The 20,600-nt window shown below is 70.8% G+C and carries 19 protein-coding genes; 15 read left to right on the top strand and 4 right to left on the bottom strand.

Annotation, left to right across the window (positions count from 1 at the left end):
- Positions 1 to 28: 28 nt before the first annotated feature.
- Together K318_RS24810 and K318_RS22045 are read right to left on the bottom strand one after the other, a co-directional pair.
- Positions 29 to 793 (bottom strand): IclR family transcriptional regulator, encoded by a 765-nt coding sequence (locus tag K318_RS24810; RefSeq protein WP_029089901.1) that lies wholly within the window; start codon positions 791 to 793, stop codon positions 29 to 31.
- Entirely contained in the window at positions 790 to 2,592 is a 1,803-nt protein-coding gene (locus tag K318_RS22045; protein WP_051298034.1) for an L-lactate permease, read from the bottom strand. The genes K318_RS24810 and K318_RS22045 overlap by 4 nt, the downstream gene beginning before the upstream one ends.
- 354 nt (positions 2,593 to 2,946) lie before the next feature.
- Here K318_RS22045 and K318_RS0113750 point away from each other — a divergent pair, with 354 nt between their 5' ends.
- Entirely contained in the window at positions 2,947 to 4,380 is a 1,434-nt protein-coding gene (locus tag K318_RS0113750) for an FAD-binding oxidoreductase (RefSeq protein WP_342664215.1), read from the top strand.
- 93 nt (positions 4,381 to 4,473) lie between these two features.
- Positions 4,474 to 6,075 carry a malate synthase A gene (aceB, locus tag K318_RS0113745; protein WP_029089899.1) on the top strand — a complete coding sequence of 534 codons (1,602 nt, stop codon included), beginning with the start codon at positions 4,474 to 4,476 and terminating at the stop codon, positions 6,073 to 6,075.
- A gap of 113 nt (positions 6,076 to 6,188) precedes the next feature.
- Here the strand turns inward: aceB and K318_RS0113740 are convergent, their stop codons facing one another.
- The gene (locus tag K318_RS0113740; protein WP_281170705.1) at positions 6,189 to 7,736 is read right to left on the bottom strand and encodes a DUF1846 domain-containing protein; all 1,548 of its coding nucleotides are present in this window, start codon (positions 7,734 to 7,736) and stop codon (positions 6,189 to 6,191) included.
- 304 nt (positions 7,737 to 8,040) lie between these two features.
- Here K318_RS0113740 and K318_RS0113735 point away from each other — a divergent pair, with 304 nt between their 5' ends.
- The 11 genes from K318_RS0113735 (at position 8,041) to miaA (ending at position 18,969) form a co-directional block, all read left to right on the top strand.
- A complete protein-coding gene (locus tag K318_RS0113735; RefSeq protein ID WP_035282094.1) occupies positions 8,041 to 10,821 on the top strand; it encodes a DNA translocase FtsK in 2,781 nt (926 codons plus the stop codon).
- Positions 10,822 to 10,844: 23 nt separating this feature from the next.
- On the top strand, positions 10,845 to 11,486 hold the full coding sequence (gene pgsA / locus K318_RS0113730) for a CDP-diacylglycerol--glycerol-3-phosphate 3-phosphatidyltransferase (protein WP_029089896.1): 642 nt from the start codon (positions 10,845 to 10,847) through the stop codon (positions 11,484 to 11,486).
- A complete protein-coding gene (locus K318_RS0113725; protein ID WP_029089895.1) occupies positions 11,470 to 11,964 on the top strand; it encodes a CinA family protein in 495 nt (164 codons plus the stop codon). The genes pgsA and K318_RS0113725 overlap by 17 nt, the downstream gene beginning before the upstream one ends.
- A 167-nt stretch (positions 11,965 to 12,131) precedes the next feature.
- Positions 12,132 to 12,464 (top strand): helix-turn-helix domain-containing protein, encoded by a 333-nt coding sequence (locus K318_RS0113720; protein ID WP_029089894.1) that lies wholly within the window; start codon positions 12,132 to 12,134, stop codon positions 12,462 to 12,464.
- A gap of 4 nt (positions 12,465 to 12,468) precedes the next feature.
- On the top strand, positions 12,469 to 12,696 hold the full coding sequence (locus tag K318_RS0113715) for a DUF3046 domain-containing protein (protein WP_029089893.1): 228 nt from the start codon (positions 12,469 to 12,471) through the stop codon (positions 12,694 to 12,696).
- Positions 12,697 to 12,956: 260 nt separating this feature from the next.
- A complete protein-coding gene (gene recA, locus K318_RS0113710) occupies positions 12,957 to 14,147 on the top strand; it encodes a recombinase RecA (RefSeq protein WP_029089892.1) in 1,191 nt (396 codons plus the stop codon).
- Positions 14,148 to 14,153: 6 nt separating this feature from the next.
- A complete protein-coding gene (locus tag K318_RS0113705) occupies positions 14,154 to 14,843 on the top strand; it encodes a regulatory protein RecX (protein WP_156914029.1) in 690 nt (229 codons plus the stop codon).
- Positions 14,844 to 14,961: 118 nt separating this feature from the next.
- Positions 14,962 to 15,582 (top strand): hypothetical protein, encoded by a 621-nt coding sequence (locus K318_RS0113700; RefSeq protein ID WP_029089890.1) that lies wholly within the window; start codon positions 14,962 to 14,964, stop codon positions 15,580 to 15,582.
- A gap of 45 nt (positions 15,583 to 15,627) precedes the next feature.
- Positions 15,628 to 17,136, top strand: a complete 1,509-nt coding sequence (miaB, locus tag K318_RS0113695; RefSeq protein ID WP_029089889.1) for a tRNA (N6-isopentenyl adenosine(37)-C2)-methylthiotransferase MiaB — start codon at positions 15,628 to 15,630, stop codon at positions 17,134 to 17,136.
- 7 nt (positions 17,137 to 17,143) lie between these two features.
- Positions 17,144 to 18,052 carry a hypothetical protein gene (locus K318_RS0113690; RefSeq protein ID WP_029089888.1) on the top strand — a complete coding sequence of 303 codons (909 nt, stop codon included), beginning with the start codon at positions 17,144 to 17,146 and terminating at the stop codon, positions 18,050 to 18,052.
- Positions 18,049 to 18,969, top strand: coding sequence for a tRNA (adenosine(37)-N6)-dimethylallyltransferase MiaA (gene miaA, locus K318_RS0113685; RefSeq protein WP_029089887.1), 921 nt, complete (start codon positions 18,049 to 18,051; stop codon positions 18,967 to 18,969). The genes K318_RS0113690 and miaA overlap by 4 nt, the downstream gene beginning before the upstream one ends.
- 57 nt (positions 18,970 to 19,026) lie before the next feature.
- On the opposite strand, the gene K318_RS0113680 is transcribed toward miaA, so the two are convergent.
- Complete coding sequence (locus K318_RS0113680) at positions 19,027 to 19,638, bottom strand: TetR/AcrR family transcriptional regulator (protein WP_051298033.1); 612 nt, start codon at positions 19,636 to 19,638, stop codon at positions 19,027 to 19,029.
- A gap of 57 nt (positions 19,639 to 19,695) precedes the next feature.
- On the opposite strand from K318_RS0113680, the gene K318_RS0113675 reads away from it, so the two are divergent.
- The gene (locus K318_RS0113675; RefSeq protein ID WP_029089885.1) at positions 19,696 to 20,061 is read left to right on the top strand and encodes a hypothetical protein; all 366 of its coding nucleotides are present in this window, start codon (positions 19,696 to 19,698) and stop codon (positions 20,059 to 20,061) included.
- A 35-nt stretch (positions 20,062 to 20,096) separates the two neighbouring features.
- The gene (locus K318_RS22040; RefSeq protein ID WP_156914027.1) at positions 20,097 to 20,600 is read left to right on the top strand and encodes a hypothetical protein; all 504 of its coding nucleotides are present in this window, start codon (positions 20,097 to 20,099) and stop codon (positions 20,598 to 20,600) included.

Here is a 20,600-nt window from a genome sequence, read left to right as displayed (position 1 = left end):
TCGAGCGTCGCAGACCGACAGGAACCGCTCACTCAGCGGTTTCGGCCCAGTGTGCGGTCAGCTCGCGGGCCGCCGCCCTGAGCTGGTGTGCGACGGCCTCATAGACCTCGGGCACGAGCCGGGAGCTCGGCGCGGAGACGGACAGCGCGGCGGGAGCGGGCGCGCCGGGGACGGGCACGGCCAGGCAGCGGACGCCGGCCTCCTGCTCCTCGTCGTCGACCGCGTACCCGGTCCGGCGCGCCCGGCGGATCTCGGTGAGCACCGCCTCGGCGCCCCGGGGCCCGGCGTCCGCCGTCAGGAGCGCCGTGACCTCCTCGTTCGGGAGGGCGGCGAGGACGGCCTTGCCGACTCCGGAGGAGTGGAGCGGGACCCTGCGCCCCACCTCCGTGAACATGCGCATCGACCGGTGGGAGGCCGACTGCGCGACGTAGGTCATCGCCTCCTGGGTGCAGAAGGCCAGGTTCACCGTCTCCTCGAGGCGCGCCACGAGGCGGTCCAGCACCGGCTGCACATGAGAGCCGGACTGCTGGGCGGCCACAGCGCCCAGGCGCACGAGCCGCGAGCCCAGGCAGTAGCTCCGATCCGGGAGCTGCAGCACGTAGCCGCGCGCCACGAGGGTCGCGAGGAGGCGATGGACCGTCGGCACGGGCAGGCCCGCAGCCTCGGCGACCTCCTTGGAGCGGGCCGCTCCGCCCGCCGCCGTGAGCGCCTCGAGCACGTCGATCGTGCGGTCGACGGACTGGACGCGCCGCTGCGGGCGGCGGGGGACTGCGGCCTCCTGTGCGGTGCTCACGCCGAGGCCGGGGCGAGTTCCCTGTTCTGCCGCGGCTTCTCACGCGTCAGGAGGAAGAACGTCGTGAGCACGCCCAGGAGGATCACCCCCATGAGGATCGTGCCGAGGTTGAGACCCGGGCCCCACAGGTAGATGTAGGCGAGGCAGCCGGCGGTGAGGGAGTAGACGAGCATGGGCAGCACCGTCTTGCGGATGATGTCGCCCTCGCGGCCCAGCAGGCCCACCGTCGCGGCCGCGGCGACGACATTGTGCACCGCGACCATGTTGCCCGCTGCACCGCCCACGGCCTGGACGGCGACGACGGTCTCCGGCGAGCTCACCCCGATGTTCACCCCGGTGGAGAACTGGAACTGGGAGAACATCACGTTCGAGACGGTGTTCGAGCCCGCGATGAACGCGCCCAGCGCACCGGCGAACGGGGCGAGGACGGGCCAGTTGGCGCCGAGGGCCTCGGCGGCGGTGTTCGCGAGGGTGAGCGGCATGGACTCGAGCCCGGACCCGTTGAACTCCGGTCCGGAGTTGATGAACACGCGCACCATCGGCAGGGAGCAGAGGAGCGCGAAGGCCGCTCCCGCGATCTGCCTGCCGGCGAGCCCCCAGGCGTCCGCGATCTGCCGCTTCGTCATGCGGTGGATGCCGTAGGTGGCGATGCTCGCGAGCACGAACAGGAAGCCGGGGGAGTAGAGGAGGTCCATCTTCTGGCTGATCCCGGTGCCGAAGATGTCCTCGACGCTCACGACGGCGACATTGGCGAGGAAGTCCTTGACTGCCGGGATGTTGCGGGTGAGGAGGAGCAGCGCCACGACGATGAGGTACGGCGCCCAGGCCTGGACGAGCGGCATGCGCTTGCCGAGGTGCGCGGCCTCGTCGGCCGGGTCGACCTTGCCCATCCAGCGCTCGGGCCACCGGTTCCGCGCCGGGAAGTCCCAGACCTCCTTCGGCATGAGGAAGCCCTTGCGCGCGGCCGTGATGACGATGAGCAGGCCGATGAGGCCGCCGAGGAGGGACGGGAACTCGGGCCCCAGCAGCCAGGCGACGAGGAGGTAGGGGACGATGAACGCGACGGCGGCGAAGATCGCGAAGGGGGCGACGGCGAGGCCGTCCGCGAAGCGCTTGCGCTCCCCGAAGAAGCCGGTCATGAAGCACACGAGCGTGAGCGGGATGAAGATTCCGCAGACGGCGTGGAGGGCGGCGACCTGGAACGCGGTGTGGGCCACGAAGCCGGAGGCGTCGAGCCCCAGCTCCGCCGCCCGGGCGGAGACGTCGGCGGACAGGCTGCCGGTGCTGTCCTGCAGACCCGTGCCGATGCCGGTGAGCATGGGGGTGCCGACGGCGCCGAAGCTCACGGGGGTGGACTGGATGAGGAGGCCCGCGAGGACGGCGGCGACGGCCGGGAAGCCGAGCGCGAGCAGCAGCGGCGCGACGATCGCCGCAGGCGTCCCGAACCCGGCCGCGCCCTCGATGAAGCTGCCGAAGAGCCAGGCGACGATGATCACCTGGACGCGGCGGTCGGCGGAGACGGAGACGAAGCCGGCCTTGATGGTCTCGATCGCGCCGGACTTGGTGACGGTGGCGAGCATGAGGAGCGCGCCGAACACGATCCAGAGCAGACCGATCGCCACGAGCACGCCCTGCATGACGGAGGCGCCGATCGTGATCCATTCGACCTGCCAGGCGAAGAAGGCGACGAGTGCGGCGACGACGAGGCCCGCGGGCATGGCGATCGTGGCGGGTGCGCGGAACCCCAGCAGCAGGATCCCCGCCACCAGAACGGGTGAAGCGGCCAGAAGTGCATCCATGTGGTGCCTCTCGCAGGTCCGTGCGGCGCCTGCGACGCACGGAAAGGACATAGGAGTGATCGCGGAGTTTCGCTCTGCGATCCGATGGGTTCCATGATGCGGCTCAGATCACACTGTGTCCAGCCGGTTCCGGGCCGTGGCACAGCCTTCTCGCAGGAATGCGCGCGCGTGGTGGCTGCTTCGGAAAGTCTTCCCACGACACCGCCACGCATCCACGATTTCATATCATGAAATTGAGATTTCATACCGCGGGATCGTGGTGTTACCGTGACCGAGAGCACATGGCAGAATCGGGGCCGAGGCGATGGGACGGACAGTCCCCGCGGAATCGGTCGACCCACGGGAGGCGGACGGGTGGAAGGGAATCACAGCACTGCGGCTGAGGGCGGCGCGGGGAGTGCCGGGCCGGCGAGGACCCTCGATGAGCTGCGCGCCCGCCTGCAGCCGGGCGCGGTGCTCACGGACCCCGTCAAGACCGAGGCCTACCGCCGGGACCGCGCGGAGGACCCGGATGCGGGGACGCCGCTCGCGGTCGTGCGGGCCGCCTCGGCCGATGACGTGCAGGAGGTGATCCGCTTCGCGCATGCCACCGGCACGCCCGTGGTGCCGCGCGGCGCGGGCACGAGCCTCTCCGGCGGCTCCACCGCGCAGGATGGCTGCCTCGTGCTCTCGCTCGAGCGGATGCGCGAGATCACCGTGGACCCGATCACGCGGACCGTCGTCGCGCAGCCGGGCGCGTTCAACGGCGAGGTCAAGGCCGCCGCCGCCGAGCACGGTCTGTGGTATCCGCCGGACCCGGCCTCTTACACGTTCTGCTCGATCGGCGGGAACATCGCGACCAACGCCGGAGGCCTGTGCTGTGTGAAGTACGGGGTCACGACCGACTACGTCCTCGGGATGACCGTCGTGCTCGCGGACGGGCGGAAGGTGCAGCTGGGCGGTCCGCGCCTCAAGGACGTGGCAGGACTGCCGCTCACCAAGCTGTTCGTGGGCAGCGAGGGCACACTCGGCATCATCACGGACGTGACGCTCCGGCTCGTGCCCGCCCAGCGGGCCCCGCAGACCCTCGTGGCGACCTTCCCGAGCCTGGAGGCCTCGACGGACGCCGTCCTCGCCATCACACGGACGATGCGGCCGTCGATGCTGGAGTTCATGGACGGTCCCACGCTGTGCGCGGTCGAGGACGAGACGCGGATGGGCCTCGACCGCGAGGCCGCCGCGATGCTCATCGTGCAGTCGGACGAGCCGGCCGGGCACGCCGGAGAGGAGATCGCGGAGATCGCCCGCCGCTGCGAGGCCGCAGGCGCCACCGAGGTCTACTCGACGGACGACCCCGATGAGGGCGAGGCCTTCGTCGCCGCGCGCCGGATCGCCATCCCGGCGGTGGAGAAGAAGGGCACCATCCTCCTCGAGGACGTGGGCGTGCCGATCCCGCGGCTCGGCGCCCTCGTCGACGGCATCGCGGAGATCTCGCGCGAGCACGATGTGCTGGTCGCGGTCATGGCCCATGCCGGCGACGGCAACACTCATCCGCTCGTGGTGTTCGATCCGACGGATGCGGCCCAGCGGGAGCGCGCCCACGCGGCCTACGGCGCGATCATGGACCTTGCGGTCTCCCTGGGCGGGACCATCACGGGTGAGCACGGCGTGGGCCGGCTCAAGCAGCCGTGGCTGGCCGGATACCTCGGGGACGACGTGATGGAGCTCAACCGCCGGGTGAAGGCCGCCTTCGATCCCACCGGCATCCTCAACCCCGGAGTCATGTTCGACGAGCCGCCGCGGCCCTGAGGCCCGAACCCCTTCGAGACCCAAACCCCAGCACGTCACCCACCCTCCCGGGCCGGAAGTCCCCGCGCCCGGACGGACAGAGGAGAGAACACCATGACCGCTGCCGCCATCGAGCTGCCCGAGGGCCTCGAGATCACCGCTGAGCTGCCGGAGGGCGCCGAGAAGGTGCTCACCCCCGACGCGCTCGGCCTCATCGTCTCCCTGCACCGCGCCTTCGCGGACACCCGGGCCGAGCGGCTGGCCGCCCGGAAGGAGCGCCAGGAGCGCCTCGACGCGGGCGAGGAGCTCGGCTTCCTCACCGAGACCGCGCACATCCGTGCCGACGACTCCTGGCAGGTGGCCCCGCCCGCGCCGGGGCTCGAGGACAGGCGCGTCGAGGTGACCGGGCCCACCTACACGAAGATGACGATCAACGCGCTCAACTCCGGCGCCAAGGTGTGGCTGGCCGATCAGGAGGATGCGAACACCCCGGCCTGGGACTCCGTCATCGGCGGCCAGGTGAACCTCCTCGACGCGCTGAACCGCGAGATCGACTTCGTGAGCGAGCAGGGCAAGGAGTACCGCCTGCGCCCGGACGAGGAGCTGCCGACCATCGTGGTCCGGCCCCGCGGCTGGCACCTCGACGAGAAGCACATGACGATCGACGGGCGGACCGCCTCGGGCTCGCTCGTGGACTTCGCGCTGTACTTCGCGAACTGCGCCGCCCTGCAGATCGCCAAGGGTCGCGGCCCGTACTTCTACCTGCCCAAGATGGAGTCGCACCTCGAGGCGAGGCTGTGGAACGACGTCTTCATCCACGCGCAGGAGAAGCTCGGCTACGACCGCGGCACCATCCGGGCGACGTGCCTCATCGAGACCTACCCCGCCGCCTTCGAGATGGAGGAGATCCTCTACGAGCTGCGCGAGCACTCGGCAGGCCTCAATGCAGGCCGCTGGGACTACATCTTCTCCGTCATCAAGACGCACCGGACCAAGGGCGAGGACTGGATCACCCCGGACCGCGGCCGGGTGACGATGACCGTGCCCTTCATGCGCGCGTACACGGAGCTGCTGGTCCGGACCTGCCACAAGCGCGGGGCCCACGCGATCGGCGGCATGTCCGCCTTCGTCCCCTCGAAGGACGAGGAGGCCAACCGGAAGGCCTTCGACCAGGTGGAGCGGGACAAGTCGCGCGAGGCCGGCGACGGCTTCGACGGCTCCTGGGTCGCCCACCCCGGCATGGTCGAGGCCTGCCGCGCGGAGTTCACGAAGGTGCTCGGCGAGCGCCCCAATCAGATCGAGCGCAAGCGCGAGGACGTCGCCGTCACCGCCGCAGACCTCCTGAGCGTGCGCGACACGCCCGGTGACGTCACCGAGGCCGGCCTGCGCCTCAACGTGACGGTGGGCATCCAGTACGTCGCGGCATGGCTGGGCGGAAACGGCGCGGCGGCGATCGGCGGTCTCATGGAGGACGCCGCGACGGCCGAGATCTCCCGCTCCCAGGTGTGGCAGTGGCTGCACTACGGGGTCGTGCTCGCGGACACCGGCGAGGCAGTGACGAAGGAGCTCGTCGACCGGATCATCGCCGAGGAGGTCGCGAAGCTGCCGGGCGAGCCCGCGCAGTGGGAGACCGCCAGGAGCCTGTTCCAGCAGATGGCCACGCAGGAGGAGTACGCGGACTTCCTCACGGTCCCGGCCTACGAGCTGCTGGGCTGAGCCACGGCCCGTCCGCGCATCGGCCTCGGCACCTTCCCAGGGGAGGCGCCGAGGCCGATCCGTCTTCCCGACGGTGCCGCCCCCGGGGCTGCGGCAGCGGTCCGGCGAGCGCCTCAGCGCTTGTGGTAGAGGTCCGTCCTCCGCTGGTACTTGGGCTCGCTCGTGACCATGATGCCGAGGCTGCGGAAGATCCCCTCGTCCACGGAGCCGAGGATCGTCGTGGTGTGGGCGTTGGTGTCCTTGAGGTCCTGCAGGCGCGCGAGCGCCCTCCGGCTCTCCTCGCTGGCGCCGGCGGACACGGAGAGTGCGATGAGGACTTCATCGGTGTGCAGGCGCGGGTTCCGGCTGCCCAGGTGCGCAGTCTTGAGGGTCTGGATGGGCTCGATCGACTCGGGGGAGAGCAGGTGCGCCTCGGGATCGATCCCCGCGAGGTGCTTGAGGGCGTTCAGCAGCATCGCGGCGGAGCAGCCGAGCAGGGGTGAGGTCTTGCCCGTGATCAGGGTGCCGTCGTGGAGCAGCAGCGCCGAGGCCGGTGCGCCTGTGGCGGTCTCGAGCTCGAGGGCGGGGCCCACCACGGCGCGGTCGGAGGTCTCGACCCCGGCCTTGCCCATGATGAGGCCGATCCGCTCCGAGACGGTGTCATCGGCATCGGCCCGGCGCTCGTCGACGAGCGCCTTGAAGTACCGGCGCACGATCTCCTGGCGGGCGGCCTCCCGGCACACCTCCTCGTCGACGATGCAGCTGCCCACCATGTTCACGCCCATGTCCGTGGGCGAGGCGTAGGGGCTGGCGCCGGCGATCCGCTCGAGCAGGGCCGCGAGCAGCGGGAAGACCTCCACATCGCGGTTGTAGGAGGTGACCTGCTTCCCGTAGGCATGCAGGTGGAAGGGGTCGATGACGTTGATGTCGTCGAGGTCGGCAGTCGCGGCCTCGTAGGCGAGGTTGACGGGGTGCTCGAGCGGCAGGTTCCACACCGGGAAGGTCTCGAACTTCGCATAGCCGGAGGAGATGCCGCGCTGGTGGTCGTGGTAGATCTGCGACAGGCACGTCGCGAGCTTGCCGGAGCCGGGCCCGGGAGCGGTCATGACCACGAGGTCGCGGCTCGTCTCGACGTACTCGTTGAGGCCGAACCCGGCCTCGCTCACGACCCTCCGGGTGTCCGTGGGGTAGCCGGGGATGACGCGGTGGCGCGCGGTCCTCAGCCCCAGCCGCTCGAGCCTGCGGCGGAAGGCCAGGCCTGCATGGTTGTCGCTCTCCAGCTGCGTGAAGACCACGTTCTCCACGAGGAAGCCGTGCTGCCGGAACACGTCGACGAGGCGGAGCACGTCCTCCTCGTACGTGATGCCGAGGTCCGCGCGCACCTTCTGGCGCTGCAGATCCCGTGCATTGACCGCGATGACGATCTCGAGCTCGTCCCGCAGCTGCTCGAGCATCGCGATCTTGTTGTCCGGGGTGAAGCCCGGGAGCACGCGGGAGGCGTGCATGTCGTCGAAGAGCTTCCCGCCCATCTCGAGGTAGAGCTTCCCGCCGATCTCCCTGCGCCGGGCCCGGATGTGCTCGGACTGCAGTGCGATGTAGCGCTCCCGGTCGAATCCCTGCGCGGGAGCGGCGGGGGAGGCCGCTGGCGGCGCGGGAGGAAGCGGTGCGGACGACTGAGGCACAGGCGGGCCCTTCTTCAGCGGGTGCATCGGACTGCACCCGATCCTACTGCCGGGGACGGGGACGGCGGCGCAGGCACGTGTGCAGTCCTGCCGCTCAGGTCCCAAAACGCCGGGAGCACGTCCCACATCGTGCGCGCCCGCCCCCATAGCATGGTGGATCATGGCGACCAGTACGACTTCCCCAGGTCGCGCCCGGGGCTCGAAAGCCGCGAAGAAGGGCTCAGCGCCCGCTCGCGGCCCCGAGCGCTCCCAGGCGAGCCCTGGCGGCAACCTCCTCACCGGTGCGTGGATGGGAGTGGCACACATGGCAGGGAGCCGAGCCCGCAAGGTCCTCGATCCGGACGATCCCGCGAACGCCTCGCCCGTGCGGCGCGACGGCACGGGCTTCGCGCTCGTCGCGGTGGCGATCCTCGTCGCCGCCTTCGAGTGGTGGAACATCCCCGGCGCCTTCGGCGACGGGGTGAGGGCCGTGGTCGAGGGCACTCTCGGCCGCGTCGCGCTCGCCCTGCCGCTGCTGCTGCTCGGCTATGCCGTCCGGCTGTTCCTCCGCGGCGAGGACACCCGCGGGAACAACCGCATCCTCATCGGGCTCATCGCAGCCGTGCTGGCCGCCTCCGGGCTGGCCCACATCGCGGCGGGCACGCCCAGCTTCGTGAACTCGCGGGAGGCGATGGCCAACGGCGGGGGAGCGCTGGGCTACATCGTCTCCTCCCCGCTCGTGGTCGCGACGACCGTCTACGTCGCCGTCCCCCTGCTGGTGCTCCTGGCGCTGTTCTCCGTGCTCGTCGTCACGGCCACGCCGGTGCGCCGGATCCCGGCCCGCATCCGCGGCGCCTATGAGCGGCTCACGGGCGGGTCCGGGACCGCCGAGGAGGCCGAGGACCTCGTCGCCGAGGGCCGGACGACTTCGACGCTCAAGCCCATGGGGCGCAAGCGGGGGGCCAGGCGCAAGGCCGCGGAGGAGGCCCCGTCGCACGAGTCCGAGTCCGAATCCGCCTATGACAAGGCCTACATCCACGAGCGCGAGCTCGAGGAGGAGCAGCGGACGGGCCGGAGCGGGGACCGGGGCGCAGCGCCCCCCGGCGCCTCCGCGGAGGAGACGGAGGTCTACGACGTCGATGCGGCGGCCTCGGAGCCCCGCTACCGGCCCGGCGAGCGCCGTCCGACGAAGGCGGAGCAGGCCGCCGCCCAGCTGCGCCGCGAGGTGGGCATGGACGAGCCCACGGCGGTGCTCGGCGCCCGGAGCCGGGACGGCGCCCCGGAGGCCGGGGGCCGGTCCTCCGGCGAGGCCGACACCGCGGACATCCCCGTGGTCCGCACGCCCGCGCCCGAGGCGACGGGCGAGCTCCCGCAGCGCGTCGCCCAGCTGGAACTGGGCGGCGACGTCACCTACACCCTCCCGAGCTCCGAGCTGCTGGCGGTGGGACCGCCGCCCAAGGAGCGCTCGGAGGCCAATGACCGGGTCGTCGCCGCGCTGCGCGATGTGTTCGAGCAGTTCAAGATCGACGCCGAGGTGTCCGGTTTCTCCCGCGGCCCCACCGTCACCCGCTACGAGGTCGAGCTCGCGCCCGGGACCAAGGTGGAGAAGGTCACGGCGCTGAGCAAGAACATCGCCTACGCGGTCGCGAGCGCGGACGTGCGCATCCTCTCGCCGATCCCGGGCAAGAAGGCGATCGGCATCGAGATCCCGAACTCCGACCGCGAGACGGTCTCCCTGGGTGACGTGCTGCGCTCCAATGCGGCGCGGAAGACCGACCACCCGATGGTGATGGGAGTGGGCAAGGACGTGGAGGGCGGCTTCGTCGTCGCCGACCTCTCGAAGATGCCGCACCTCCTCGTGGCCGGTGCCACGGGCGCGGGCAAGTCGAGCTTCGTGAACTCCATGATCACCTCGATCATGATGCGCGCCACCCCGGACGAGGTCCGCATGATCCTCGTCGACCCCAAGCGCGTCGAACTCACCACCTACGAGGGCATCCCGCACCTCATCACCCCCATCATCACGAACCCCAAGAAGGCCGCCGAGGCCCTCGAATGGGTGGTGCGGGAGATGGACGCGCGCTATGACGACCTCGCCCACTTCGGGTTCAAGCACGTCAAGGAGTTCAACAAGGCGGTGCGCGAGGGGAAGCTCACAGTGCCCCCGGGCTCGGAGCGCGAACTGCACCCCTATCCCTACCTCCTCGTGGTCGTCGACGAGCTCGCCGACCTCATGATGGTGGCCCCCCGCGACGTCGAGGCCTCGATCCAGCGGATCACGCAGCTCGCCCGCGCCGCCGGCATCCACCTCGTGCTCGCGACCCAGCGCCCCTCCGTCGACGTCGTGACGGGTCTCATCAAGGCGAACGTGCCCTCGCGGCTGGCGTTCGCGACCTCCTCGCTCGCCGATTCCCGCGTCGTGCTCGACCAGCCCGGTGCTGAGAAGCTCATCGGCCAGGGCGATGCGCTGTTCCTGCCGATGGGCGCGGCCAAGCCGATGCGCGTGCAGGGAGCCTGGGTCAACGAGTCCGAGATCGAGGAGATCGTCGCCCACGTCAAGGGCCAGCTCTCGCCGGTGTACCGCGAGGACGTCGCGGTCGAGGCGCCGAAGAAGGAGATCGACGAGGAGATCGGCGACGACCTCGAACTGCTGCTGCAGGCCGCGGAGCTCGTCGTCACGACGCAGTTCGGCTCCACCTCGATGCTCCAGCGCAAGCTGCGGGTGGGCTTCGCCAAGGCGGGCCGGCTCATGGACCTCATGGAGTCCCGCGGCGTCGTGGGACCGTCCGAGGGCTCGAAGGCCCGCGATGTGCTCGTGAGGCCGGAGGACCTGCCGGCCACGCTCGCGGTGATCCGCGGAGAGGATCCCCCGGACGAGGGCGGCTCCGGCGGCCCGGTCTCCGGCGGCCCGGGCGGCGCAGGGCCGGGCGGCGCGGAACGGGCGTCCGCCGATGCGGGGGATCCGTATGCTGAGGGCGGAGCGCGAGGTCCCGGCGACCTCGGGCGCACGCGCGCGGGAGACGACGGTCGCATGTACGACGAGGCCACGGGCCTCGAGATCGTCGAGGCCGGCGGGGACGACGCCTGGGAGCTCACCGGGCGATGAGCGGGAACGGCTAGGCTGGGACCGTGAGCACAGAGACAGCGGACAGCAAGCCCAGCAGCGTCAACCTGCCCAACGCACTCACCGTCGTGCGGCTGATCCTGGTGCCGGTGTTCCTGGTGCTCCTGCTGGGCGGGGGCGCGCTGGGCGGGGGCGAGCTCGATCCGGTGCGAATGCTCTGGGCGTTCGCCGTCTTCGTCGTCGCGATGGTGACGGACTGGATCGACGGCACGCTCGCCCGGGCCTGGAACCTCATCACGGACTTCGGCAAGATCGCCGATCCGATCGCGGACAAGGCCCTCATGGCCTCGGCGCTCATCGGCCTGTCCCTCGTCGGCCTGCTGCCCTGGTGGGTGCCCGTCGTCATCCTCGTCCGCGAGTTCGGGATCACGGTGCTCCGCTTCGTCATCATCCGCTGGGTGGTGCTGCCGGCCTCGAAGGGCGGCAAGCTGAAGACCGTGCTGCAGACCGTCGCACTGAGCCTCTTCCTCCTGCAGGTGCCCGTCGCGGCCTGGCTGCCGGCGCTGGGGCTCGGGTGGCTCGTGGCGGCCTGGGTGCTGCTCACGGCCGCGATCATCGTCACGCTCGTGACGGGCATCGACTACTGCGTGAAGTCCGCGGCGCTCGTCCGCGAGGCGAAGGCCGGCGGAAGTGCCGGCCGGGACTGAGGCGACGACCGCGGGAGAGGTCGTGGAGCGGCTCGCCGCGCACGGACTGACGGTCGCCGTGTGCGAATCCCTCACTGCGGGCCTGCTGAGCGGGCGGATCGCGCAGGTGCCCGGCGCCTCGGCGGTGCTGCGCGGAGGCCTCGTGACCTACGCGACGGACCTCAAGGCGCGGCTCGCGGGCGTGGACCCGGTGCTCCTGGCCGAGCGGGGGGCGGTCGATCCGGAGGTCGCCGTCCAGATGGCGCAGGGGGCCGCGCGCGTGTGCGAGGCGGATCTCGGAGTCGCCTGTACGGGGGTCGCAGGTCCCACGCCGCAGGACGGCCAGCCCGTGGGGCGGGTGTTCATCGCGATGTCCGGCCCGGACGGTGCCGAACGCTGCGAGCGGCTCGACCTGCGGGGGGAGCGCCAGGAGATCCGCGAGGCGACGGTCGGGGCCTGCCTGCGCCTCCTGCTCGCGTCCGTGCCGCCCGCGGGCTGAGCGCATGCGGGCAGTGTGCTGTGAGTGTGCGCGGTCCGGCGGCGTCTGCCCCCGGCCCTCCCTGTAGAATCGGGAACAACAGCGGGGCTCCTGTGGTTCGACCGGATACCGGGTCGCACACCGCCCCGGCGCACAGGCCACCCACCGTCAGCGAGGAAAGGAACCGCGTGACTCTCCTGCGAATCGAGATCGGCGATGCTCTGCGCACCGCGCGGCTCCGCCAGGGCCGCACCCTGCGCGATGTCTCCGCCGGCGCCAGCGTGTCGCTGGGCTACCTGAGCGAGATCGAGCGCGGTCAGAAGGAAGCCTCCTCGGAGCTGCTCGCCTCCATCTGCGAGGCCCTGGAGATGCCCGTGTCCGGCCTGCTGCGCGATGTCAGCGACCGATTCGCGCTGGACGAGGGCGTGGAGATCCCGGACACCGTTCCCGTCGAGCTCTCCCGCGGCCTGCTCGCAGACGGACGCGTCGCCGGCGCCCCCGCACTGGCCGGGAGGTCCTGAGACCGTGCGCCATGCCCTCTACTGGGAGCTCATGGACGACGAGTTCGGCCGCGTCCGCGCGGCCTCGCTGCACCAGGACCTCGCCCTGAGCACCCTCGGCTCGCTCACGCCCGCACAGGCGTTCGAGGCCGGCTGGGGGCCCAAGGAGGTCTGGGCGGCGGTGTGCGAGGCCGCGGGCGTTCCGCCGGAGCGCAGGCTGGGCCGGGACAAACCCGCTTCCACGCCCCTCTGAGCCGGTCCGGTCCGAGCTTCTCGGGCCGAGCCCGCCCGGCGGCCCCGGGGCCGCCCCGGGAGGCGCTGCGGCGACACGCCGGGCCGTCGATTAGAACACCTGTTCCCATCGGAGTATGCTGGACATGCCCGCGATGCGTCATCCGAGCTGTGGACGGCAGGGCGGGCTGTGCACAGGTTCGCGCTGAGCGGGAGGCTGTGTCCGTGCCGGTGTCTACGCTGGTCGCAGACAGGCATCGAGGTACCCACATTGGAGGAGACATGGCAGCGAAGAGCACCCGCGGCGCACAGACCGCAGGCGGAGACAAGAGCAAGGCGCTGGAAGCGGCGATGGGCCAGGTGGAGCGCCAGTACGGCAAGGGCGCGGTCATGCGCCTGGGCGAGGAGCAGCGCCAGCCCATCGAGTTCATCCCCACCGGCTCGGTCGCACTGGACATCGCACTCGGCGTGGGCGGGCTCCCGCGCGGCCGCGTGGTCGAGATCTACGGGCCGGAGTCCTCGGGCAAGACGACCGTCGCGCTGCATGCGGTCGCGAGCGCGCAGCGGTCGGGCGGGATCGCCGCGTTCATCGATGCGGAGCACGCGCTGGATCCGGAGTATGCCAAGGCGCTGGGCGTGGACACGGACCAGCTGCTCGTGTCCCAGCCGGACACGGGCGAGCAGGCCCTCGAGATCGCGGACATGCTGATCCGCTCGGGTGCGCTGGACGTCATCGTCATCGACTCCGTCGCGGCCCTCGTGCCCAAGGCGGAGATCGAGGGCGAGATGGGCGATTCCCATGTCGGCCTGCAGGCCCGCCTCATGTCGCAGGCGCTGCGCAAGATCACGGGTGCGCTGGCCGCCTCGAAGACCACCGCCATCTTCATCAACCAGCTGCGTGAGAAGGTGGGCGTCTTCTTCGGCTCTCCGGAGACCACCTCGGGCGGCAAGGCGCTGAAGTTCTACGCCTCCGTCCGCCTCGACGTCCGCCGCATCGAGACCCTCAAGGAGGGCGGCGACGCGGTGGGCAACAGGACGCGCGTGAAGGTCGTCAAGAACAAGGTGGCCCCGCCCTTCAAACAGGCGGAGTTCGACATCATCTACGGCCAGGGCATCTCCCGCGAGGGCAGCCTCATCGACATGGGCGTGGACAACGGGATCGTGCGCAAGTCCGGTTCGTGGTTCACCTATGACGGGGACCAGCTGGGCCAGGGCAAGGAGAACGTGCGCAACTTCCTCAAGGACAATCCGGGCCTGGCCGAGGAGATCGAGACGAAGATCAAGCAGAAGCTCGGCCTGTTCGCAGAGCCGGACGCCGAGGCCGGCGAGGCTGCGCCTGCCGCTGATGAGGGGACTGCGGCGGAGCAGAAGGCTGCCGGCAAGGGCGCTGCACGGACCCCGGCGAAGGACTCCGCGAAGGATCCCAAGGCCGCTGCGCAGAAGGCGGCGGTGCCCGCGGGCGCGGGGTTCTGATCCGCCGTGCCGCATTCGGAGGAGTCCGCGGCCGTCGATCCGCGTGAGGCGCTCATCGCCTCGCTGCGGACGGCGGTGGACGCCGTCCCGGCGGACCCGGAGGTCTCCCGCAGCGGTGAGGGGCCCGGTGATGCGAAGGATCCCGGCGCTCCGGAGAGCTCTGACGCTCCGGAGAACTCCGGCGTTCAGGGGGGCCCCGGCGACCCTGAGGACCCGGAGTACCGCGCGGCGAAGAAGCGGGCGTACTCGATCCTCGCCATGCGCGAGCACAGCACGGACGAGCTGCGGAAGAAGCTCCTGACTCGCGAGCATCCGCCGGATGTCGTCGCGGTGCTGCTCGAACGACTGGGGGCGGCAGGCCTGCTCGACGATCTGCGCTATGCCCGGCAGACGGTGCGGACGCAGCGGGAGCAGAAGGGCCTGTCCGCCTCTGCGCTGCGGCGCCGTCTGCGGGAGAAGGGCGTGGAGGAGGCGGATGTCGAGGCGGCCCTGGACGATCTCGACGACGATTTCCCCCATGCCCTGGCGCTGGCGCAGAAGAAGGCGGCGTCCACGCGGGGTCTCGAGGAGGAGACGCGGCTGCGGCGGATCCTCGGGGTGCTCGGTCGCCGCGGGTTCTCCGGCGGCGTCGCGATGCGGGCTGCGAGGGAGGCGCTCGGCGAGGGCGGGGCGGATGCAGGCCATGACTTCTCATGACGCGATGTGAGCGCTGCTCCTTGCGTCCTCTATGATCGTCGGGAAATCGAGCCAGTGGGTGTGGGAATGCGCACCTCACGGTACGAGCCAGGGGTCATGAGGCGCAGGGAGGAGAGGGATGAGTGCATTCCGTCCGGAAGTCGTGGGCGGCGGTGCCGATTCGGACCCTCCAGCGGCGGGCTCGGCACAGGCGGGAGCCTTCGATCTCTCCGAGTCCTCGGAGCACCAGGCACGGCTGATCGCACTCGCGGCGGCGTACTTCGGCATCCCGCCGGCGGAGGTCGAGGCCCCGGAGGTCAGCTGGTTCGCGGACGACAGCGGAGCGGTCGGCTCCTACGGATGCCCCGCGGACCGTTTCGCGCACCTGCTCTGGGGACGCGCTTCGCTCATCCGAGTCGCCATCTTCCGGCCCACCCGCTTCGTGCCCCGTGACTTCGAATCGGTGCTCGAGGAGTACGACCATCCCGCGGTGCGGGTCGTGCCGGTCCCCGCCGCCGGATGGAACGTGGGCTATTCGCTGCTCTCCGGTGCCGGCGCCGGTGCGGCTGCTGTGACCACTCCCACGTGCCGGTTCATCCACGTCGACACCGCAGCGACGCTCAGCGTCTCCTTCGAGGCGGCCGCAGGCCCGCTCGACCACCGCATCGCGGTCGAGACCGCGAACGGGGTCCGTGCTGCCCTCGAATGGGAGCGCAGGCACGGACGCTCGGTCAGGTGCGCCGGGCCCAGCGCATCCTGAAGGCGCACACCCCCTCCCGCCGATCCTCGATACACTGGACCGGCCATGACTGACTCCGCGCTGATCCCCGCACCCGCAGCCGCGTCCCCGGCGCCTCAGACCTATGAGGTGAGGACCTACGGCTGCCAGATGAATGTCCACGACTCCGAGCGGCTCTCCGGTCTGCTCGACGACGCGGGCTATGTCCCTGCGTCCGCAGACGAGCAGGCCGATGTGGTGGTCTTCAACACGTGTGCCGTCAGGGAGAACGCGGACAATCGGCTCTACGGGAACCTCGGGCGGCTGGCCAAGGTGAAGGAATCTCATCCGGGTATGCAGATCGCGGTGGGCGGATGCATGGCCCAGAAGGACCGCGACACCATCGTCTCCCGTGCGCCGTGGGTGGACGTGGTCTTCGGCACGCACAACATGGGCTCGCTGCCCGTCCTCCTGGAGCGGGCCCGCCACAACCACGAGGCGCAGGTCGAGATCCTCGAATCGCTCGACGTCTTCCCCTCCACGCTGCCGACCCGGCGCGAGTCCACCCATTCCGCCTGGGTCTCCATCAGCGTCGGATGCAACAACACGTGCACCTTCTGCATCGTGCCCTCGCTGCGCGGCAAGGAGAAGGACCGGCGTCCCGGCGACATCCTCGCCGAGGTCGAGGCTCTCGCCGCGCAGGGCGTCATCGAAGTGACTCTGCTGGGGCAGAACGTCAACTCCTACGGGGCGGAGTTCCGGGACAGGGGGGCGTTCGCGAAGCTCCTGCGCGCCGTGGGGCGGGTCGAGGGCATCGAGCGCGTGCGCTTCACGAGCCCGCATCCGGCCGCGTTCTCGACGGACGTCATCGAGGCGATGGCCGAGACGCCCACGGTCATGCCGCAGCTGCACATGCCCCTGCAGTCGGGCTCGGACGGCATCCTCAGGGCGATGCGCCGTTCGTACCGATCCTCGCGCTTCCTCCGGATCCTCGACGAGGTGCGCGAGCGGATCCCACACGCCGCGATCACGACCGACATCATCGTGGGCTTCCCCGGCGAGACGGAGGAGGACTTCGCGGCGACGCTCGAGGTGGTGCGGAAGTCGCGCTTCGCGCAGGCCTTCACCTTCCAGTACTCGATCCGTCCCGGCACGCCCGCGGCCGAGATGGCCGAGCAGGTTCCCAAGGAGGTCGTGCAGGAGCGCTTCGAGCGGCTCGTGGCGCTGCAGGACGAGATCTCCTGGGAGGAGAACCGCAGGCTCGTCGGCACCCGGGCGCAGGTCCTCGTCACCTCCGCTCCGGATGCCGAGCACGGGCGCCTCAGCGGGCGGGCGGAGGACAACCGGCTCGTCCACGTCGGAGTGCCGGCCGGCGCCGAGGTGCCGCGCCCCGGCGATGTCGTCACCGTGACCGTCGACGAGGCGAAGCCGTACTTCCTGCTGTCCGATTCCGGCTACGCGCTCCGCCGCACCCGCGCCGGAGACGCCCATGACCTCGCCCAGGCGGAATCGTGCGGAACGGATGCGGCCGGGAGCCAGGGGGCAGGTGCAGGGCCCACCTCCCTCGGCATGCCCTCCCTGCGCGCGGGCCTCTGAGCCCGGCATGCGCACACCCGCAGCTCTCCTCATCCCCGGGACGCCGCTGCTGCTGGAGGGGATCGACGCCTGCGAACCGGCAGACGTCCGGGACCTCCGCACAGCCATGGGCGAGGTGCTGCGCAGCGCACCGGAGTGGACGGTCGTCCTGCCGGGAAACGCGCCGAATCCGCACGGCGGGACCGCAGCCGCGGCGCGATCCCGGGCCGTCCCGGGCGCTCGACCGGAGGCTGAGACCCTGCCGCAGCTCCTCTCGCTGGGCGGGCTGGGCGTGCCGCGCGGGGTGAGGGTGTCCTGGAGGGACGCCCGTGCCGCCGCTGCGCGCAGGGAGGCCCACCTCGCCTCCTCCGGTTCGCTGGAGGGGCCCGCGCTCGTCTCCGCCGTGGGCACCCTCCGGGAGCTGGATCCGGCCTCAGCGGCGGCCTCGGAGAACGTGCCGACGGGCATCGTCGTGGCCGTGCTGGCAGCCCTCGACGCCGGGGTCCGGGTGCGCCTCGTCTCCGATCCTCGCGTGTCCGCAGCTGAGGGGCTGTCCGCACAGGAGGGGCAGTCCGAGGTCGCGGGGCCGTCGCGCTCCCTGCTCGTGCCCCTGGACTTCTCGGGCGCGGCGCATCCGGACGCGCCGCTGGCACCCATCGGGGGCGCGGAGGCGTTCGACGAGGCGCTGGAGCAGGTTCTGACCGGGCAGGTGGACCGCCGAGCACTGGCGCATCTGCATCCGCGGGCCGAGGCCGCGGCGGCTTGGACCGCAGCGCTGCGTTCCGCATTCGCCGGGTCCGCGCTCGGGGAGTCCGCACCGGGCGGGACGGCGCTGCGGGGGACACTCCTCGCCGCCGCGGACTCCCATCATGTCCGCTACCGGCTCATCCAGCTGGACGGACACAGCGGGCCTCACGCGGACGGGGGAGGCATATGAGCGCCGGTGGAGCGGACCGGCGTCCGCTGATCACGGTCGTGGGCGCAACCGCGACGGGCAAATCCGACCTCGGGATCGCTCTGGCCCGGACACTGGACGGGGAGATCGTCAACGGCGACGCCCTGCAGCTCTACCGCGGCATGGACATCGGCACCGCCAAGCTCGCGCCGGGGGACCGCGGGGGAGTGCCGCATCACCTCGTCGATGTCCTGCACGTCGACGAACCTGCCTCGGTCTCGGCCTTCCAGCGTGCCGCCCGGGCGGCCATCGCAGAGATCGAGAGTCGCAGGCGGTGCGCGCTCCTCGTGGGCGGTTCGGGGCTCTACGTCCGCGCGGTCACCGACGACATGCGCTTTCCGGGCACGGATCCGGAGGTGCGCGCGCGGCTGGAGGCCGAGGCACAGGCGCAGGGGGCGCAGGCGCTGCACGCCCGGCTGGAGCAGGCCGATCCGCCCGCGGCGGCGAAGATCGCCCCGGGAGACGTCCGACGCATCGTACGTGCGCTGGAGGTCATGGAGATCACCGGGGAGCCGTTCTCTGCGCATCTGCCGGAACACGCCTATGTCCGCCCCACGGTGCAGCTGGGGCTCACGCTCGCACGGGAGGTCCTGCACGCGCGGATCGCCGACCGCGTGGAGCGGATGTGGGACGCGGGCTGGGTCGAGGAGGTCGCCGGCCTCGTGGAGCGCGGCCTGCGGGCGGACTCGACGGCGGGTCAGGCGATCGGCTACGCGGAGGTGCTCGCGCACCTCGACGGGACGATGAGCCGGGCCGAGGCCGTGGAGCGGACGATCGTCCGCACGCGGCAGTTCGCCAAACGACAGGAGACGTGGTTCCGGCGGGACCGCCGGATCACGGTGCTGCAGGCGGACGCCCCGGATCTCCTGGAGCAGGCGCTCGCTGCGGTTCGAGCATGAGGACATCGCCCACCCCGAACGGCTGTGCGGCCATCCGGCCGAGGCTTCGATGACCCCTCATCGGGGCTCGAGGCCGACGGCGGAGACGAGGCGGTGCGCAAGCGCTGCGGCCTCGTGTGTCGGCTCACCGGCGTAGGCAGCCAGGAACGCCTCGTGCAGTGCGGCACCGGTGAGCAGGCGTGCGACTGCGTCCGTATCGCAGGCCTGCGGCAAGCGACCGCGCTGTGCCTCCTGGTCCAGGTAGCAGGCGAGCAGGTGGACCGGGCCCTGGGGACCGGCACCGCGCGAGGTCATTGCCTCCCTGTGCGCGGTCAGCAGGTCCGTGCTGCTGAAGATCGAAGCGGCGATCGGGAAGGTCTGTGCGTAGAACTCCAGGAGGTCCGTGACGAGACTCTCGAGGTTGCCGGTGACGGTACCGGTACCGGGCAGCTCGCTCGCCGAACCGAGTCGCGGAGACCGCTCGCTCAGCATTCGCAGGAAGATGTCCTGTTTGTCCGGGAAGTGCTTGTAGAGCAACGCCTCCGAGCATCCGGCCTCGCGCGCGATCTCCTTGGTGGTGGCCCGCGCGAGTCCGTCTCGTCGCATGATCGCTGATGCCGCGTCGAGAATGCGAGTGCGGGCAGAGGGCACTTGGCTGCGCGAACCGGGTGTTGACGAGGATCCTGCCATGCTTCCAGTCTAGGGGTTAGTAAATACTCACTCACCCTAGGAGGGACGATGCCTCCCTTGGAAATTGCACGTCTTGCGCTGCTGATCGTCCACTTCCTCGGACTCGCTGCCATGCTCGGCCCCTTCCTGCTGCAGATCCGCAGCCGGGAAGCCCTGCGCCTGCGTCTTATGCTCACCGGTGCGATCGTGCAGGTCGTCACCGGGAACGCGCTCATCGCCTCGAGACGGCTGCAGGGGTTGGAGGTCGACGAGATCAAGATGATCGTCAAACTCGGCATCGCTCTCGTGGCACTCGGCGCGCTCATCGCGGCGATCGTCCTGCAGCGCCGGCGCGGTGCTGACACCGGCTCGGTTCGCCCGCTCTTCCGCGCTGCGGGCGGGCTCGGGCTCGCAGACGTCATCATCGCGGTGGTGTGGGCATGAGGCGCAGCGCGTTCGTCTGGACCGGCGTCGGGGCCATGGTGCTGATCGTCGAACTCGGTGCGACCCTCGGCGCAATCACCGGTGAGCCGTTCTCGCCGGTCGAGGAATGGGGTCGGACCGCCCCGACCGATGCCATCGCATTCGCTGTGGTGGTGCTCGGATGCGCTGCACTCGCGTTCTTCCGACGCTTCCCGCCCACCGTTGCGGTCATCGCGACCGTTTCCTACGTCATCTTCGCCGTGCGCGACTACGAGCTCGGCATGTTCCTGCCGCCGATGGTGGTCATCTTCGCTCTTGCGGCGCTGACCGGGCACCGGTTCGCTGCGGTCCTCTGTGCCTCGGCGAGTTTTGCTGCGGCCATTGCCTGGGTGGCTCACCGGACAGCCGCGATCACCGAGCCCGGAGTCGAACTGCTCGCCTGGGTCGCATTCGGCACGGTGCTCGCAGTGTTCTTCTTCGCGCCTCTCCTCATCGGTGAGATCGTCCGCGCCCGCTCGCTGTTGCGTGATGCTCGCACGGCTCATGGCACTCCCGGCTGA

Origin of the sequence: Brevibacterium album DSM 18261 (assembly GCF_000426445.1) — a bacterium.
Classification (GTDB): Bacteria; Actinomycetota; Actinomycetes; order Actinomycetales; family Brevibacteriaceae; genus Brevibacterium; species Brevibacterium album.
Note: the sequence above shows the minus strand (reverse complement) of the source record. Positions and strands in the feature narration are given on the sequence as shown.

Excerpts from the sequence above, each read along its gene's own strand:
- K318_RS0113690 (WP_029089888.1), top strand. The coding sequence starts at position 17,144 with ATGCGCACACCCGCAGCTCTCCTCATCCCCGGGACGCCGCTGCTGCTG.
- K318_RS0113735 (WP_035282094.1), top strand. The coding sequence starts at position 8,041 with ATGGCAGGGAGCCGAGCCCGCAAGGTCCTCGATCCGGACGATCCCGCG.
- aceB (WP_029089899.1), top strand. The coding sequence starts at position 4,474 with ATGACCGCTGCCGCCATCGAGCTGCCCGAGGGCCTCGAGATCACCGCT.
- K318_RS0113680 (WP_051298033.1), bottom strand. The coding sequence starts at position 19,638 with ATGGCAGGATCCTCGTCAACACCCGGTTCGCGCAGCCAAGTGCCCTCT.
- recA (WP_029089892.1), top strand. The coding sequence starts at position 12,957 with ATGGCAGCGAAGAGCACCCGCGGCGCACAGACCGCAGGCGGAGACAAG.
- miaB (WP_029089889.1), top strand. The coding sequence starts at position 15,628 with ATGACTGACTCCGCGCTGATCCCCGCACCCGCAGCCGCGTCCCCGGCG.
- K318_RS0113700 (WP_029089890.1), top strand. The coding sequence starts at position 14,962 with ATGAGTGCATTCCGTCCGGAAGTCGTGGGCGGCGGTGCCGATTCGGAC.
- miaA (WP_029089887.1), top strand. The coding sequence starts at position 18,049 with ATGAGCGCCGGTGGAGCGGACCGGCGTCCGCTGATCACGGTCGTGGGC.
- K318_RS22040 (WP_156914027.1), top strand. The coding sequence starts at position 20,097 with ATGGTGCTGATCGTCGAACTCGGTGCGACCCTCGGCGCAATCACCGGT.
- K318_RS22045 (WP_051298034.1), bottom strand. The coding sequence starts at position 2,592 with ATGGATGCACTTCTGGCCGCTTCACCCGTTCTGGTGGCGGGGATCCTG.